The organism is Rathayibacter sp. KR2-224 (assembly GCF_049446075.1).
GTDB lineage: Bacteria > Actinomycetota > Actinomycetes > Actinomycetales > Microbacteriaceae > Humibacter.
On record NZ_JBMSEB010000001.1, the window covers coordinates 88,299 to 105,085 of the forward strand.

Sequence of the window (16,787 nt, forward strand, 5' to 3'; positions counted from 1 at the left end):
GCTCAGGCGGTCGCGCCGTTCCTCGTTTCGTGCGCATCGACCTGTTCGGCACCGTCGTTCGAGAGCGACACCTTCCACTTGACGAGCGAGCGCACGGTGGCGCTGCTGTCCTCGGCCAGGCGCGCCATGGCATCCTCTGGCACGAAGTAGTTCACCGCGACCCAACCGCGCACCATCTCAGAGCGGTCGCCGGCGAGCTCACGCAGCACGTCGCACGGGGTGGCCTCGTTGCGCGCGACGCAGGCCCGCACGCCTTCGTCCGGGTCGTGAGCCAGGGTTTCGAAGAGGTCGTGGGGCGTGTTGTAGCTGCTGGCGACGCTCTGACGGATCTTCGGATTATCGTCGCGAGCCAGAAGGCGCAGGCGTCTGATCTTGCTTTCCGTGACCGGCGGCATGGGGTGCAGCGCGGCGACCTCTTCCGACGTCAGCATCGCGGGCGCGGCGCGCCGCATGGCTTCGCGCTGGGCAGGTGTATTGAACCGGATGCACGACATACGCCAAGGCTAGCCGCGGCCTACGACGTCCAGAGGGATCGGAGCGCGCGTGTGCTCAGCCCGCTGCGACGCCTCGGCGTCGTCGCGGCAGCCAGGGCACGACGGCAGAGGTCCGAGCCTGGTAGTCGGCGTACTCCGGATAGCGAGTGCGGGAGATGCTCTCGGTGAAGATGGTCGACCCGACGAACGTCGCCGTGAGCAGTACGGCGCCGATCACGGTCCACTGCAGCACGGAGCGAGCGGCGATCGCTCCGAAGAAGAAGATCACCCACCACTGCCCGAGCTCGAAGAAGAAGTTCGGATGCCGGGAGAAGCGGAACAGGCCCGACTGCAGAAAACGGGGCTGCGGCTTGCGGCCGGAGGCGAGCTCTGCGGCCTTCCAACGGTGGAAGTCCCACTGCTGCTGATCCGCGGCAGTCTCGCCGAACAGGAACGCGAGGAACACGACAACCGCCACGACGTCGAGCACGGTGAACGGCGTCTGATGCTCGTACGCCGTCCAAGCGGGAGTCGTGAACAAGAAGATGAGCACGTTCTGGTACACGACGATGAACAGCAGGTTGAAGAGGAACCACTTCCAGCCCGCGATGCGGCTGCGCAGGTGCGCCCACCGGTAGTCCTCTCCGCCGGGGGCATACCCGCCCTTCCTGGCGAAGTTGAACGTGAGGCGTGCACCCCAGAGCGTGACAAGGGCGGCCATCACATCCAAGCGCACGTCCGACAGGTGCGCCGCGATCGCGTACACCCACACGTAGAAAACGGGGACGACCGACCAGATGCGGTCCACCCATGAGTACTCCGCGGTGAGTAGCGAGAGCACCCAGGTCGTCACGCAGACGACGGCGAGGATCCACAGGCAGACGATCACGGGGGACATGTACCGAATTCTAGGGCCGCACTCAGGTAACAAAGGGTCGCACTAAGATTGCGAGGCGTGGCACAGGCATCCGGCGCGGTCTCCTCTCGGGTGCTCACCATCCCCAACGTGCTGAGCTTCTTCCGGCTCGCCCTTGTTCCCATCTTCCTGTGGTTCGTCATCGCAGGATGGGATGCCGTCGCCCTCCTGGTGCTCGTCGTCGCGAGCGTCACCGACTTCTTCGACGGTTTCCTGGCGAGGCGGCTGCGGCAGGTCTCTCGCCTAGGTCAGCTGCTCGACCCGGCAGCCGACCGCCTGTACATCTTCGCTGCGCTCATCGGTCTCGCCTGGCGCGAGCTTCTGCCCTGGTGGCTGGTCGCGGCCATCGTCGCCCGCGACGTGATGCTGCTGGTGCTCGGCATCGTGCTCGCGAACCACGGTCACGGCCCGCTTCCCGTGCACCATCTCGGCAAGATCGCGACGTTCGCGCTGCTCGTAGCGCTTCCCGTTCTCATGCTCGGCGAGGCTTTTCCGGTCATCGCCTGGGCCTCCCAGCCGGTCGGCTGGGCCATCGCGCTGTGGGGTGCCTTCTTGTACTGGTGGGCAGGCATCCTCTACCTCAGGGAAACGGGCCGCGTCGTTCGGGGTACGCCTGTCCCCGCGGGTGCGGCATCCGATACGCTTTCGGGAGAGGAGGTCGACGGTGGCTGAGCTGAACAACCCGAACCGCGAACCACACGACTCGGGCGACACGACCGCCGGTTTCGGTGAGGACTTCGCCACGGCGATGAACGCCCAGGCGGCCGGTGTGACCCCCGAAGAGCGCGAGGCGATCAAAGCCCTGCCGAGCGGGTCGGCGCTGCTCGTCGTTCGGCGCGGACCGAACACCGGTGCGCGCTTCCTGCTCGACGCGGATGTGACGACTGCTGGCAGACATCCAGACGCTGACATCTTCCTCGACGACGTCACCGTCTCGCGGCGTCACGCCGAGTTCATCAGGCACGGCAAAGCGTTTGAGGTGAAAGACCTCGGGTCGCTCAACGGGACCTACTTCGACGGCGTCCGCGTCGAGAGTGCGGTGCTGACCGACGGGGCGGAGGTTCAGGTCGGAAAGTTCCGGCTCACCTTCTACGCGGCCCGTTCCGATCTGGACGCGTCGGCGTCGGCCTGATGGCTCGCGAGTCCCAGGCGCGCGGTTCCGCGGTCGCCCGCGGACCCGCCCTGCTGAGCATCGGGCAGGTGCTGGCGCAGCTCACACCCGACTTCCCCGACCTTGCACCTTCGAAGCTGCGCTTCCTCGAGGAGCAGGGTCTTGTGACGCCCGCGCGTACCGCGTCGGGTTACCGAAAGTTCGGTGCAGACGACGTGGAGCGGCTTCGCACCATCCTCACCCTGCAGCGTGATCATTACCTGCCGTTGAAGGTAATCCGCTCCTATCTCGCCGAGCAGGATGCCGGCCGCACGCCCATCCTGTCCGGCACGGTCGGCCCGACCCGTCCGACCATGCTCTCCACCGGCAGGCGGTTCAGCCGCGACGAACTGCTCAGTGAAGCGGATGCTTCGCCCGCACTTCTGCAAGAGGCCGTTGCGGCCTCGCTCATCGTGCCGTCAGAGGTGTACGGCGAGGATCAGCTCACCGTGCTCAAGGCTCTTGTCGAGCTACACCGGTCCGGCATCGAGCCGCGCCACCTTCGGGGCCTGAGGGCGTCCGCCGAGCGCGACATCGGACTCATCGAGACGGCGCTGGCACCAGTGCTTCGGCGTCGCGACGCCAGCGCGCGGGCTCGTGCCGGCGAACTGGGACGCGAACTCGCCGACGATCTCGAGACCGTGCGATCGAGCATCGTGCGCGCCGCGATCGCGCGGCTCGCCCCGTGATCGGAAACTGGCGACGACACGCCGGTCCATTCGGGCGGATGTCATTGATCGCCTCAGCCGGCACGGTTACCGTGGAACGTGCGCCGCTCGTCAGAGAGGTGCTGCCGGGTGAGAGGGAAAGCGCATGACTGAAGTCCGTCGGAACGACGACTCTCGCTACGACCTCGGCCTGCTGTTCACAGACGGTCTCCCGGAGATGGACGATGTCGCCGGCTACCGCGGTGCGGTCGCGGCCCGTGCTGCGGGCATCAGCTACCGGCAACTGGACTACTGGGCGCGCACTGGACTCGTCGAGCCGACGGTACGCGGCGCGGCTGGAAGCGGATCGCAGCGGCTGTACGGGTTCAGAGACATCCTCGTGCTCAAGCTCGTCAAGCGACTGCTCGACACCGGCATCTCACTGCAACAGATCCGTACTGCCGTCGAGCAGTTGCGTAAAGAAGGCGTCAACGACCTGGCCCAAACCACGCTCATGAGCGATGGTGCCAGCGTCTACCTGTGCACCTCGGATGACGAGGTCATCGACCTGGTCGGTAGAGGCCAGGGTGTGTTCGGCATCGCGGTCGGCAAGGTGCTGCGTGAGGTCGAGACGAGCCTCGTCGAGCTGGATGTGCAGGCATCCGATGCCATGGACGAGCTCGCCCTCCGTCGAGCCGCCAAGAAGATCTCCTAGCGGCGAAGCGCGCCTCACCGTGGGTTGAGTAGCGCGAAGCGCAGGTTCCACCGTGGGTTGAGTAGCACGCGAAGCGCGCGTACCGAAACCCCCGCACCCGACCCGGTTTCGATACGCGACTTCGTCGCTACTCGACCACCGGTATCGAGAGCCTCGGCCAGTTGTGCTCGCGGCCGCGCGCTCAACAACATTCCCTCGCCTGGGTCGAGCGAGCAAGCTCGCTCGGCTCTCGGCTCAGTCAGTTGTCTGCGTACTCGCCCATGCGTGCTGTGCGCAGAACGCGCTCGAGCAGCATGTCGAAGTTGTGCGCCATCTCCTGTGCGCTCTCGCCCGGCCACACGTGCAGCGGCTTCGCTGCTCCCTGCGCCTGCTGCAGCGAGGTGCGCTCCGGCAGCTGCGGCGAGAGCACGAGTGGGCCGAACATGTCGCGGAGCTCCTTGATGCGGAACTGATGCTCCAGAGACTGGATGCGCGCGCGGTTGACGATGATGCCGAGTGGCTGCAGCCTGGGGGAGAGGCCGCGCCTGATCTCTTCGATGGCGCGCAGGGCACGATCCGCGGCCGCCACGGAGAACAACCCGGGCTCGGTGACCACGGATACGCGGTCGCTCGCGGCCCATGCAGTGCGGGTGAGTGCGTTGAGGGAAGGGGCGCAGTCGATGAGCACGAGATCGTAGTCGTGTTCGACGTTCGCGAGCGCCTCTTCGAGCTTCCAGATGTCGCGAATGGAGGGATGCGGACCATCGAAGTTGATCGCAGAAGGGCTGCCGATCATGACATCGACCTTGCCCGGCCGTCCACGCGTCCAGCCACTGGGCGCGATCGCGGCCCGCACGACCTTCTCTTTAGGGGATGCCAGTACATCGGCCACATTGAGGTGGCCGGCGATCGCGATATCCATGCCGGTGGAGACATCCGACTGCGGGTCGAGATCCACGACGAGGGTGCGCAGCCCCTTGGCGAAAGCGGCAGAGGCCAGCCCCAAAGTCACGGTCGTCTTGCCGACACCGCCTTTGAGGGAACTGACGCTGAGCACATGCACAAGAGGCAACGTTACCGTCAGTAGTCTTGGAGAACCTAACCGTTCGCTGAGCGGCGCGTGCCCCGCCAGAGAGGCTCTCATGTTCACGAAGATCCTGGTCGCCAACCGCGGGGAGATTGCCATCAGGGCGTTCCGTGCGGCTTACGAACTCGGTGCCCGAACGGTCGCGGTGTTCCCCTACGAGGACCGCAACTCGATGCACCGGCTCAAGGCGGACGAGGCGTACGAGATCGGCGAGGCCGGGCATCCGGTGCGGGCATATCTCGATGTCGACGAGATCATCCGGGTCGCCAAGCAGGCCGGCGCCGATGCGATCTATCCCGGCTACGGGTTCCTCTCCGAGAACCCCGAATTGGCCGAGGCCGCTGCCGCTGCAGGCATCACCTTCATCGGCCCGAATGCCGATGTGCTGCGCATGGCGGGCAACAAGGTCACGGCCAAGGAGCACGCCATCGCAGCCGGCGTGCCGGTGCTCGCCTCGACGCCGCCGTCGCGAGACGTCGACGAACTCCTCGCGGGCGCGGAAGCGATCGGCTTTCCCATCTTCGCCAAGGCGGTGGCAGGCGGAGGCGGGCGCGGAATGCGCCGCGTGAACACCATGTCGGAGCTCCGTCCCGCGCTCGAGGAGGCCATGCGTGAGGCGGACAGCGCGTTCGGCGATCCGACCATGTTCCTCGAGCAGGCGGTGCTGCGCCCCAGGCACATCGAGGTGCAGGTCCTCGCCGATGCCACCGGCCACACAGTGCACCTCTTCGAACGCGACTGCTCCGTGCAGCGACGACACCAGAAGGTGCTCGAGATCGCGCCGGCGCCCAACCTGCCAGACGACATCCGTCGGTCGCTCTATCGGGATGCCATCGCGTTCGCCGAGTCCATCGGCTACGTGAACGCGGGAACCGTCGAATTCCTGCTGGACACAGCGGGGGAGCGCGCAGGACAGCACGTGTTCATCGAGATGAACCCGCGCATCCAGGTGGAGCACACGGTCACGGAAGAGGTGACCGATGTGGACCTGGTGCAGTCGCAGATGCGCATAGCCGCAGGGGAGACCCTTGCCGACCTCGGTTTGCACCAGGAGAAGATCCAGCTGCACGGCGCCGCCATCCAGTGCCGCATCACGACAGAGGATCCCACCCAGGGGTTCCGGCCGGACACGGGCACAATCACGACCTACCGCTCGCCCGGTGGCGGCGGCATCCGGCTGGACGGCGGCACGGTTGCCGCCGGTGCGCAGATCAGTCCGCACTTCGACTCCATGCTCGCGAAGCTCACCTGCAGGGGACGCGACTTCGGCGCGGCTGTGCTGCGCGCACGACGGGCCCTCGCCGAGTTCCGCATTCGCGGAGTGGCCACCAACATCCCGTTCCTCCAGGCCGTGCTCGACGACCAGTCGTTCGTCGAAGGCGACCTGAGCACGTCGTTCATCGAGGAGCGACCGCAGCTGCTGCGCGGACGCGTGTCGAAAGACCGCGGCACGAAGCTGCTGAACTGGCTCGTCGACGTGACGGTGAACCAGCCGAACGGATCGAGGCCGCTGGGCCCGGACCCCGTCGCGAAGCTGCCGGACGTCGACCTCACCGAGCCTGCCCCCGACGGCTACAGGCAGCGGCTCCTCGCGCTCGGCCCGGCCGCGTTCGCGGCGGACCTGCGCGCGCAGACCGCACTCGCGGTCACAGAGACGACGTTCCGCGACGCCCATCAGTCGTTGCTCGCCACTCGCGTGCGCACCAAAGATCTGCTCGCCGCCGCGCCATATGTCGCCAGGCTGACCCCGCAACTGCTCTCGGTCGAGGCATGGGGAGGCGCCACCTACGATGTGGCCCTTCGGTTCCTCGGCGAAGACCCATGGGAGCGGCTCGCCGCGCTCCGAACGGCGCTCCCGAACATCAACATCCAGATGCTGCTGCGCGGACGTAACACGGTGGGCTACACCCCGTATCCCACCGAGGTGACGGATGCCTTCGTGCGCGAGGCCGCATCGACGGGCGTGGACATCTTCCGCATCTTCGACGCGCTCAACGACGTGAGCCAGATGCGGCCGGCCATCGACGCCGTCCTGGAGACCGGAACGGCTGTCGCGGAAGTGGCCGTCTGCTACACGGGCGATGTTCTCGACCCGGCCGAAGACCTGTACACGCTCGACTACTACCTCCGCCTGGCGGAGAGCATCGTCGCCTCCGGCGCGCACGTGCTCGCCATCAAAGACATGGCCGGCCTGCTGCGCCCAGGCGCCGCCGAGTTGCTCGTTCGATCGTTCCGGCAGAACTTCGACCTTCCGGTGCATGTGCACACACACGACACGGCGGGTGGTCAGCTCGCCACGCTCCTGGCGGCCAGCGCGGCAGGCGCCGATGCGGTAGACGTCGCGAGCGCACCCATGGCGGGCACCACCAGCCAGCCGTCGGCATCCGCTCTCGTCGCGGCCCTTGCGCACACCGAGCGGGACACGGGCATTCCGCTGAAGAACGTGACGGACCTCGAGCCGTACTGGGCGGCGGTGCGCGGCCTTTATGCACCATTTGAATCCGGCCTGCCCGGCCCGACCGGACGCGTTTACACGCACGAGATCCCTGGCGGGCAGCTCTCCAACCTGAGGCAGCAGGCAAAAGCCCTTGGCCTGGCCGACGACTTCGAACTCATCGAGGACATGTACGCGGCGGCCGACCGCATCCTCGGCCGCATTCCGAAGGTCACCCCGTCATCGAAGGTCGTCGGCGACCTGGCTCTGCACCTGGCGGCGGTGCACGCCGATCCGGACGACTTCGAGAAGAACCCCCAGAAGTACGACGTGCCCGACTCGGTCGTCGGTTTCATGGCCGGTGAGCTCGGCGACCTTCCGGGCGGTTGGCCCGAGCCGTTCCGCAGCAGGGTCCTTGATGGCAAGAACGTGCGCATCGGGGTGGCCGACCTGTCTGAAGACGACAGGGCCGGCCTCTCGGGCGATTCGGGCATACGGCGGACCACGTTGAACCGTCTGCTGTTCCCGGGCCCCGCCAGGCAGTTCGAGCAGGTGCGGGAGCTCTTCGGCGACGTGTCCGTTCTCGACACGGCCGACTACCTCTACGGACTCACCCGCGGACGCGAGCACATCATCCGGCTCGGTCCTGGCGTGCGTCTGTATGCGGGGCTCGAGGCGATCGGCGAGGCGGACGACAAGGGCATTCGCACCGTTATGACGACGCTGAACGGGCAGCTTCGCCCCGTCTTCGTTCGGGACCGCTCCATCACGGTCGAGACGAAGGCCGCCGAGAAGGCGGATGCCTCCATCCCCGGCCACATCGCTGCACCGTTCTCGGGAGTGATCACGCTGCAGGTGCAGGTGGGCGAGCGCGTCTCGGCCGGCGCGCCAGTGGCATCCATCGAGGCGATGAAGATGGAGGCCGCCATCGCGTCTCCCATCTCCGGAACCGTGGCGCGGCTGGCCGTACCGAAGACGCAACAGGTCGACGCCGGTGACCTCCTGGTCGTGGTGAGCCCGGACTAGCGGTCGATGGCGGGCGAACAAGTGCCGACCGTCCGTCCCTATAAAATGTGCGGATGCCCGATCGCCCGATCCGCCTCTACGGCGACCCTGTGCTGCGCACGGTGTCCGAGCCCATCACGAACGTCGACGGGGGTGTGCGCGCTCTGGTCACCGATCTCCTGGACAGCGTCAAGGTGGAGGGACGTGCCGGGGTGGCCGCGTGCCAGATCGGCGTCGGACTTCGGGCGTTCAGCTACAACGTCGACGGACAGGTGGGCTACCTGATCAACCCCGAGATCGTCGAACTGGGAGACGAGGTCGAGGAGATCGACGAGGGATGCCTGTCGGTTCCCGGCCTCTGGTTCCCCACCCCACGACACACCTACGCGAAGGCCAGAGGAACCGATCTCGACGGCAACGAGGTGGTTGTCGAGGGCACCGGCGTGCTTGCGCAGGCGCTGCAGCACGAGACCGATCACCTCGACGGCATCGTGTACCTCAAGCGACTCGCACCCGAGCGGCGACGCGAGGCCATGCGCAAGGTGCGCGAGAGCGACTGGTTCTGAGGCCCGGGTGCGGCATGCGGGCCGCACCCCGCGAGCTCAGCTCAACGCAGTGAGAAGCCCTCTGTAGCGGGCGAGTTCGAGTACAGAGACTCGATCTCGCCCGCGAAGTCCTTGAGGATCTCGTTGCGCTTGATGCTGAGCTTCGGCGTCAGGTGCCCGCTCTGCTCGCTGAACTCGGTGGGCAGCACCACGAACTTGCGGATCGACTCGGCGCGCGACACATGACTGTTCGCCACATCGATCGCCTTCTGCAATTCCGCGAGAACAGCAGGATGCTTGGCCGCCACCTCGAGCGGCATCGCGGCATCCTCGCCGTTGTTGTGCAGCCACACGGGGAGCATCTCCGGGTCGAGCGTGATCAGGCAGCCGATGAACGGCTTCTGATCGCCGACGACCACGACCTGCCCCACCAAGGGGTTGGCGCGGATGGGATCCTCGAGCACCGCTGGAGCGACGTTCTTGCCGCCCGCCGTCACGATGATCTCCTTCTTACGACCGGTGATGGTGAGGTAGCCGTCTTCGTCGAGGCTGCCGAGGTCGCCGGTCTTGAACCAGCCGTCTTCGAATGCCTCGGCGGTCTGGACCGGGTTGTTCCAGTACTCCTTGAACACGTCGACGCCCCTGACGAGAATCTCGCCGTCGTCCTCGATCCGGATCGCCACGCCCGGCAGAGGAAGGCCGACCGTGCCGATCTTCGACCGCTGCGGCAGGTTCACGGTCGCCGGCGCCGTGGTCTCGGTGAGGCCGTAGCCCTCGAGAACCTTGATGCCCATGCTGTGGAAGAAGTGCCCGAGCCGGGCGCCGAGCGGCGCGGATCCCGAGACCGCGTACCGCACGTTGCCACCCATCGCGGCGCGGAGCTTGGCGAACACGAGCCGGTTGTAGAGGGCGTACTGCAACCTGAGACCGAGCGGAACGGGATTTCCGGAGTCCCGCGCCTTGGAATACTCGACGGCGGTATCGGCCGCCTTGCGGAAGATGGCGCCCCTGCCGCTGGACTCGGCCTTCTGCTCGGCGGAGTTGTACACCTTCTCGAAGACGCGAGGCACCGCGAGAAGGAAGCTGGGCTTGAAGGTGCCGAGCGAGGGCAGAAGGTTGCGGGTGTCTGGCTGGTGTCCCACGCGCACACCGCCGTGCACGGACAACACTGAGATGAACCTCGCGAACACGTGCGCGAGCGGGATGAACAGCAGCGTGGATGCTCCCTGAACGTCGTCGACGACCTCGTGCAGCGCCACGGCCGAATTGCGCGACAGCTCGACGAAGTTCGAGTGCGTTATCACGCACCCCTTCGGCCGGCCCATGGAACCCGATGTGTAGATGATGGTGGCGAGGTCTGCACCCTTCGCCAGGCCGCGGCGTCGGATGATCTCCTCGTCAGGTACATCCCGACCCGCCGCGACGATCTTGTCCAGGTCGCCCAGCTCGATCTGCCACACGTTGCGGATCTTCGGCAGGTCGGCGGCTACCTCGTCGAAGCGCGCGAAGTGGTCGGCCGTCTCGAGGAAGAGCGCGCTCGCACCCGAGTCGCTGAGGTTCCACTGCACCTGGAGGGGAGAACTCGTGTCATAGATGGGCACGAGCACGGCTCCGGCATACCAGGTAGCGAAGTCGATGAGCGACCATTCGTAGCGAGTGCGGCACATGATGCCGATCTTCTCGGCGGGCTGCACGCCGGCGGCGACGAGCCCCTTGGCCAGGGCAATCACCTCTGCCTCGAATTCGGCCGCCGTTACATCGGTCCAGCCATCGCCCGCCGGCTTTGCGAAAAGCGCCTTGTCCGGGGTCTCGGCGACACGGCCGACCAGCAGGTCAGCGGCGTTCGCGTCCGGGTCGGCGGGCACAACGGCGGGCGTTTCGGCATGGTTCACTGGTAGCTCCTTCGGCACCGATACAACCACTACACTCTATGCTGCATGGCTGCCTGCTGACGGCCCGAGCTCCTCCGACGAAAGGCGACCTCAAGCGTGCACGCGATCGGAATCGACATCGGCGGCACGAAGATCGCCGGGGCGCTCGTGGACGAGTTGGGGACCATCATCCGTGAGGATCGGGTGCCCACGCCAAAGGATGCAAAGGGCATCGAAGACGCCGTCGTTTCGATGATCACGAGGCTCGGAGTCGACGCGGAGCCGGTCGCCGCCGGCGTTGCGGCGGCGGGCTTCATCGACGCCGCTCAGTCCACCGTCTACTACGCGCCCAACATCGCGTGGCGCAACGAACCGCTTCGGCAGAAGATCGAGACGAGGGTCGACGTTCCGGTCGTGATCGAGAACGACGCCAACGCCGCCGGATGGGCCGAGTTCAGGTTCGGAGCCGGCCGGCTGGTGAGCGACATGGTCATCCTCACGATCGGAACCGGTGTGGGCGGTGCGATCGTCAGCGAGGACAGGCTGTTCCGCGGCGGGTTCGGCGCGGGCGCCGAACTCGGCCACATGCGCGTCGTGCCCGGCGGACTGTTGTGCGGGTGCGGCGCGCGCGGATGCATAGAGCAGTACGGCTCCGGCCGCGCTCTGCAGAGGTACGCGAACGAGTTGGCCGATCAGGGCGGAATCGGGCAGGCTCTCGCCGACTCAAGGGCGAGAACTGGGGTGCTGACCGGCAACGACATCAGCGCCCTCATTCAGCAAGGGGATCCAGGGGCGCTTGCCGCGCTCCGACAGCTCGGTGACTGGCTCGGACAGGCCAGTGCGAGCCTCGGTGCGGTGCTCGATCCGCAGATGTTCGTGTTCGGCGGCGGAGTGGCGCAAGCAGGAGACCTGCTGCTGGAACCCATCCGCAGTGCCTATCTCGAGAACCTTCCAGCCCGCGGCTTCCACCCAGAACCGGAGTTCCGCATCGCAGAGCTCGTGAATGACGCTGGAGTCGTCGGAGCTGCCGACCTGGCAAGGGTCTACGCAACCAACCATTGAGGGGTCGAGAAAGGATCCGCGGCTCTCGGCTCAGTCGCGGCTAGGCTGCACCTGCACGCTACGGAAGGGTTGCCCGAGAAGTGTTCTACTGGCTGTTGAAGTACGTGGTCGCGGGCCCCGCGCTTTGCGCGATCTTCCGGCCATGGGTGATCGGTCTCGAGAATGTGCCGAAAGACGGCGCCGTCATCCTCGCCAGCAACCATCTCTCGTTCATCGACTCCCTCTTCCTCCCGCTCGTCGTGAACAGGCACGTGTCGTTTCTGGCGAAGAGCGACTACTTCACACGCCGTGGCCCGATCGGCTGGCTGATGAAGACCTTCATGAAGGCCACCGGCCAGCTGCCCATCGACCGGGGCGGCGGGCCGGCATCCGAAGCCTCGTTGAACACCGGGCTCGGCGTGCTGGCGAGGGGAGAGATCCTCGGCATCTACCCGGAAGGCACCAGGAGCCCGGACGGGCGCCTCTACCGTGGGCGCACGGGTGTGGCCCGCATGATCCTGGAGGGACACGTTCCCGTGGTCCCGGTGGTCATGATCGGAACGCAAGAGATCATGCCGATCGGCTCACGGCTTCCGCGCGTCAGACGTGTCGGCGTCGTGTTCGGTGACCCGCTCGACTTCTCCCGGTTCGAGGGCCTCGAGGGCGACCGCTTCATCCTGCGCTCGATCACCGACGAGATCATCTACTCGCTGCACGGGCTCGGTGGGCAGGAATACGAAGACGTGTACGCCTCGACCGTCAAGGAGCGGCGCAGCGCGCTGGCCAGGTAGGCTGAACGTCGTCTGACGGCGGGCAACCCGCCTCCGGTCCCGGTCCTATGCCGCCTCGACCGCCCGGCCTCGCCATTCGTGGCGAACGACCGCCGCCGTCCCGAGTCAGTCTAAACCGTGTGCGTAGGCCCGCGCCGATCCGTGAGAGGTGGAACAGCCGCCCGTGCTGCTCGACAACGACCCCGTCATCCCCGCCGATGAATCAGTGATCGCCGGTCTCGACCACTGGCGAACGCTCGAGGCCCACCAGCAGCCGGCCTGGCCCGATACGGATGCCGCGCGCGCCGTCTCCGAAGAAATTGCGACCCTGCCGCCGCTCGTGTTCGCCGGCGAGGTGGACCAGCTGCGAACGAGGCTCGCGGCGGCGGCCAACGGGGGAGCGTTCTTGCTGCAGGGCGGCGACTGCGCCGAGACTTTTGCGGGCGCGACTGCCGACCAGATCCGCAACCGGGTCAAGACGGTTCTGCAGATGGCGGTCGTGCTCACCTACGGTGCGTCGGTCCCCGTCATCAAGATGGGTCGAATGGCCGGGCAGTTCGCCAAGCCGCGTTCCAGCGACAGCGAGACCCGCGGCGGGGTGACCCTTCCCGCCTACCGCGGAGACATGGTCAACGGCTACGACTTCACCGTCGAGTCGCGCACGGCCGAGCCGCGGCGGCTGGTGCAGGGCTATCACACGGCGGCATCCACGCTGAACCTCATCCGAGCATTCACGCAGGGCGGTTTCGCGGATCTTCGCGAGGTCCACAGCTGGAACCGCGGGTTCGCAGCGAACCCCGCCAACCAGCGTTACGAGGGGCTCGCCAGAGAGATCGACCGCGCCATCAAGTTCATGGAGGCGGCGGGCGCCGACTTCGACGAGATCAAGCGGGTCGAGTTCTACTCCAGCCACGAAGCCCTTCTCATGGACTACGAGCGCCCGATGACGCGCATCGACTCCCGCACGGGCACTCCGTACAACACGTCAGCGCACTTCGTCTGGATCGGCGAGCGCACGAGGCAGATCGACGGAGCCCATGTCGACTTTCTCTCGCGTGTGCGCAATCCCATCGGCGTAAAGCTGGGGCCCTCGACATCGCCAGACGACATGTTCCGTCTGATCGACAAACTCGATCCCGCACGCGAGCCGGGTCGCCTCACGTTCATCACGCGCATGGGCGCCGGCAAGATCAGGGATGCCCTCCCGCCGCTTCTCGAAGCCATCAAGCGTCACGGCGCGACCCCGCTCTGGGTGACCGACCCCATGCACGGCAACGGCCTGACAACGCCGACCGGCTACAAGACGAGGCGCTTCGACGACGTTGTCGACGAGGTGAAGGGCTTCTTCGAGGCTCACCGCGAGGCGGGAACCATCCCCGGCGGCATCCACATCGAGCTCACGGGGGACGACGTCACCGAATGCCTCGGCGGCTCCGAGCACATCGACGAGGCGACCCTGGCCACGAGGTACGAGTCACTCTGCGACCCGCGCCTGAACCACTCGCAATCGCTCGAGCTCGCGTTCCTCGTGGCCGAGGAGCTGGCCAACAACTGATCCGCCGGCGCTGGCGACGACTCGGTCGTGCGCGCACAGGCTTGGAGGATCAGAAGTTGGGAGCCAGGCTCACCGTGATGGTGCTGCCCTTCGGCTGCATCGTGGTCGCACCGGGATCGATCGCCGTCACCTTGAAGGCCGCGGGGAACTGGTCGACAGGTATCGGGCCGACCGTGGCCGGGTAGTTGACCTTGAACCCGGCGTCCGTGAGGTCCTTCTTCGCCTTGTCCCAGGTTTCGCCGACCACGTTGGGCACGGCGACGGGCGCCGGTCCGAGCGAGATGTCGAGCACGATCGTGTCGCTCTGACGAACGGGTCCCTGGTTCTGCGGCGCTTGAGAGAGCACGGCTCCCTTCGGTACGTCGTCGCTGTAGTCCTTCTTGCCTTCGACGGACTTCAGGCCGACCGCCGCCAGCTCGGATTGCGCGTCCGCCTCGGCCTTGCCTGTCACGTCGGGCACGGCACCGAGCGACACGACGAGCGACACCTTCTCGCCCTTGAGGTAACCACCGCCCTTCGAGAGGTCGGCCTTATCGCCTTCCGCCTGCGCCGCGGAGACCACGACGCCCTTCGCGACATCCGCGACGAACTGCTGATCGACCTCGCCAACCACGGCGCCTGCGTCTTTGATCGCCTTCTCCGCCTGCGCCCTGCTCAGACCGGCGAGCGGCGGGATCGTGATGGGTTCTCTGCCCTTCGAGACGTGCAACTGAACCGTCGACCCCTTCGTGGCCTTGGTTCCCTGCGCGGGCTCCGATGACACGACCGAGCCGGCCGGCACCGCAGAGGAGTAGACCTCATCCGACGTGACCTTGAAGGCTGCAGCGACGAGCGAACTCCTGGCCGCATCGAGCGAGGTGCCGTTCACCGGTGGAACCGTCACCTGCGACCCTGGGCCCCCGCCGAAGTACCATCCGGTGCCGGCCGAGAGGGCTGCCAGCACGAGAACCAGTGCCAGCAACCACCAGCCCCTTGCCTGACGACCGTGCGCCGTCTTCGCGAGCGCGGCCACGGCATCCGTTGCCGATGCCTCGGGCCGCACTTGTGCGGCGGGTCCGATGAGTTGCGTGTCTGACTCGGATGCCTCGAAGCCGCCGCCCGGCAGCACGAGCGTCGGCTGCGCGGTCGTTTCGCCGTTCGGCGTGTGCAGCTCCCGCTCTACCTCGAGCAGCCGATCGAGCATGACGGAGGCGTCCGCCGGGCGCGCTGCGGGATTCTTGGCCGTGGCCCACAGCACGAGTTCGTCGAGCTGCGGAGGCACGTCGGGGTTCAGCCTGCTCGGCCTTGGCACCGCATCGTTGGCGTGCTGATACGCCACCTGCATGGGCTGCTCGCCTTTGAACGGCTGCTCCCCGGTGAGCATCTCGAACATCATGATGCCCAGTGCGTAGATATCGCTGCGGGCGTCGGCCACGCCCCTTGTGACCAACTCGGGCGAGAGGTATGCGATCGTCCCAAGCAGTGCCTGACCGGTTCCGGTGCTATTGGTCACGGCCCTGGCCAGGCCGAAATCGCCGATCTTGATCCGGCCGTCATCGGCCAGCAGAACGTTCTCCGGCTTGAGGTCTCGATGCACGATCCCTGCCCGATGGGCGGCGGTGAGGCCCGACAGCACGGCGTCGGTGATGTCGATCGTCTGCTCGGGCGTCAGCTTGCCGTAGTCGCGCAAGAGGTCGCGCAGCGTGATGCCGGGAAGGTACTCCATGACGAGGTAGGCCATGTCGGCGTCCTGGCCTTGATCGAACACGCTGACCACGTTGGGATGCGCCAGCCGGGCCGCCGATCGCGCCTCCTGCACGAAGCGGTTCTTGAACTGGGCATCGTCGGCGAGATGGCCGTGCATCACCTTGATGGCGACCCGTCGCTCGAGGCGCAGATCGGTGGCGAGATACACGGTCGCCATCCCACCCCTGGCTATGCGCGAACGCACCTGATACCGGCCGTCGATGAGACGGCCGAGCATCGGGTCGGGCTGGCTCGCTGTCACCCGTCGAGTCTACGGACGACCTGCTTGGCGTCCGGGTAGAACACGGTAACGAATGGGGCACGCGAAGCAAGCTCCGATCGCGCTCGGCTCAGTCGCTTGTGATCGGGGCTGCGCCCCTCAACAAGCTCCATCGCCTCGGCCATCGGAGCAAGCTCCGATGGCCCTCGGCTCAGTCGCTTGTGGCACGCTAGTCGGGTGGCGAAACCGAGTTCCGCATCCGATCAGATCCGAGTAGAGAGAACCTGGCTCACCGTCCCCGAGCTCGTCGACGTGCTCGGCGTGGGCGTTGGGCGTGTGCACCGCTTGTTCGAAGACAAGCACCTGCTGGCGACCCGCATCGACGGCGTGCTCAAGGTGCCGTCCGACTTCATCGTCGAAGGCGAGCCCCTCAGCGAGCTGCGGGGCACTTTGATGGTGCTGGCCGACGCCGGGTTCAGCGACGAAGAGGCGATGTCCTGGCTGCTCGAGCCGGAGGACAGCCTCGGAGTTGCGCCCATCGATGCGCTGTTGGCCGGACGCAAGGCCGAGGTGCGTCGTATCGCACAGGCGCTGGGCTGAGCCTGCGCGCCGGCTTCGCTCCCTGAGCACGCGAAGCGAGTCGAAGGGCGTGAG

15 protein-coding genes are annotated in these 16,787 nt (G+C 66.6%); 10 read left to right on the top strand and 5 right to left on the bottom strand.

What is annotated here, in order from left to right; genetic code table 11:
• Positions 1–2: 2 nt before the first annotated feature.
• Together ACO2Q7_RS00445 and ACO2Q7_RS00450 are read right to left on the bottom strand one after the other, a co-directional pair.
• The gene (locus ACO2Q7_RS00445; RefSeq protein WP_423353683.1) at positions 3–494 is read right to left on the bottom strand and encodes a hypothetical protein; all 492 of its coding nucleotides are present in this window, start codon (positions 492–494) and stop codon (positions 3–5) included.
• Positions 495–549: 55 nt separating this feature from the next.
• Positions 550–1,371 (bottom strand): DUF1295 domain-containing protein, encoded by an 822-nt coding sequence (locus ACO2Q7_RS00450; RefSeq protein WP_423353684.1) that lies wholly within the window; start codon positions 1,369–1,371, stop codon positions 550–552.
• A gap of 57 nt (positions 1,372–1,428) precedes the next feature.
• Between ACO2Q7_RS00450 and ACO2Q7_RS00455 the strand changes: the two genes are divergently transcribed.
• The 4 genes from ACO2Q7_RS00455 (at position 1,429) to ACO2Q7_RS00470 (ending at position 3,901) form a co-directional block, all read left to right on the top strand.
• Complete coding sequence (locus tag ACO2Q7_RS00455; protein WP_423353685.1) at positions 1,429–2,061, top strand: CDP-alcohol phosphatidyltransferase family protein; 633 nt, start codon at positions 1,429–1,431, stop codon at positions 2,059–2,061.
• Positions 2,054–2,521, top strand: coding sequence for an FHA domain-containing protein (locus tag ACO2Q7_RS00460; protein WP_423353686.1), 468 nt, complete (start codon positions 2,054–2,056; stop codon positions 2,519–2,521). The genes ACO2Q7_RS00455 and ACO2Q7_RS00460 overlap by 8 nt, the downstream gene beginning before the upstream one ends.
• Positions 2,521–3,228, top strand: coding sequence for a MerR family transcriptional regulator (locus tag ACO2Q7_RS00465; protein ID WP_423353687.1), 708 nt, complete (start codon positions 2,521–2,523; stop codon positions 3,226–3,228). Before ACO2Q7_RS00460 ends, ACO2Q7_RS00465 begins: the two co-directional genes overlap by 1 nt.
• 124 nt (positions 3,229–3,352) lie before the next feature.
• Positions 3,353–3,901: a MerR family transcriptional regulator gene (locus tag ACO2Q7_RS00470; RefSeq protein ID WP_423353688.1), complete on the top strand. Its 549-nt coding sequence runs from the start codon at positions 3,353–3,355 to the stop codon at positions 3,899–3,901.
• 238 nt (positions 3,902–4,139) lie between these two features.
• Here ACO2Q7_RS00470 and ACO2Q7_RS00475 read toward each other — a convergent pair whose 3' ends face one another.
• Positions 4,140–4,952, bottom strand: coding sequence for a ParA family protein (locus tag ACO2Q7_RS00475; protein WP_423353689.1), 813 nt, complete (start codon positions 4,950–4,952; stop codon positions 4,140–4,142).
• A gap of 70 nt (positions 4,953–5,022) precedes the next feature.
• Here ACO2Q7_RS00475 and ACO2Q7_RS00480 point away from each other — a divergent pair, with 70 nt between their 5' ends.
• Positions 5,023–8,427, top strand: coding sequence for a pyruvate carboxylase (locus tag ACO2Q7_RS00480; RefSeq protein WP_423353690.1), 3,405 nt, complete (start codon positions 5,023–5,025; stop codon positions 8,425–8,427).
• A gap of 53 nt (positions 8,428–8,480) precedes the next feature.
• Positions 8,481–8,972: a peptide deformylase gene (def, locus tag ACO2Q7_RS00485; protein ID WP_423353691.1), complete on the top strand. Its 492-nt coding sequence runs from the start codon at positions 8,481–8,483 to the stop codon at positions 8,970–8,972.
• A 41-nt stretch (positions 8,973–9,013) separates the two neighbouring features.
• Here def and ACO2Q7_RS00490 read toward each other — a convergent pair whose 3' ends face one another.
• Complete coding sequence (locus ACO2Q7_RS00490) at positions 9,014–10,843, bottom strand: AMP-dependent synthetase/ligase (RefSeq protein ID WP_423353692.1); 1,830 nt, start codon at positions 10,841–10,843, stop codon at positions 9,014–9,016.
• 96 nt (positions 10,844–10,939) lie between these two features.
• Between ACO2Q7_RS00490 and ACO2Q7_RS00495 the strand changes: the two genes are divergently transcribed.
• The 3 genes from ACO2Q7_RS00495 to ACO2Q7_RS00505 all read left to right on the top strand — a co-directional run bounded on the left by ACO2Q7_RS00495 (position 10,940) and on the right by ACO2Q7_RS00505 (position 14,188).
• Positions 10,940–11,884 carry an ROK family glucokinase gene (locus ACO2Q7_RS00495; RefSeq protein WP_423353693.1) on the top strand — a complete coding sequence of 315 codons (945 nt, stop codon included), beginning with the start codon at positions 10,940–10,942 and terminating at the stop codon, positions 11,882–11,884.
• 80 nt (positions 11,885–11,964) lie between these two features.
• Positions 11,965–12,654, top strand: a complete 690-nt coding sequence (locus ACO2Q7_RS00500; RefSeq protein ID WP_423353694.1) for a lysophospholipid acyltransferase family protein — start codon at positions 11,965–11,967, stop codon at positions 12,652–12,654.
• Between the two features lie 205 nt (positions 12,655–12,859).
• Entirely contained in the window at positions 12,860–14,188 is a 1,329-nt protein-coding gene (locus ACO2Q7_RS00505; RefSeq protein ID WP_423355920.1) for a class II 3-deoxy-7-phosphoheptulonate synthase, read from the top strand.
• A 49-nt stretch (positions 14,189–14,237) separates the two neighbouring features.
• Here the strand turns inward: ACO2Q7_RS00505 and pknB are convergent, their stop codons facing one another.
• Complete coding sequence (gene pknB / locus ACO2Q7_RS00510; protein ID WP_423353695.1) at positions 14,238–16,175, bottom strand: Stk1 family PASTA domain-containing Ser/Thr kinase; 1,938 nt, start codon at positions 16,173–16,175, stop codon at positions 14,238–14,240.
• Positions 16,176–16,370: 195 nt separating this feature from the next.
• On the opposite strand from pknB, the gene ACO2Q7_RS00515 reads away from it, so the two are divergent.
• Positions 16,371–16,733: an Rv2175c family DNA-binding protein gene (locus tag ACO2Q7_RS00515; protein WP_423353696.1), complete on the top strand. Its 363-nt coding sequence runs from the start codon at positions 16,371–16,373 to the stop codon at positions 16,731–16,733.
• Positions 16,734–16,787 lie beyond the last annotated feature (54 nt).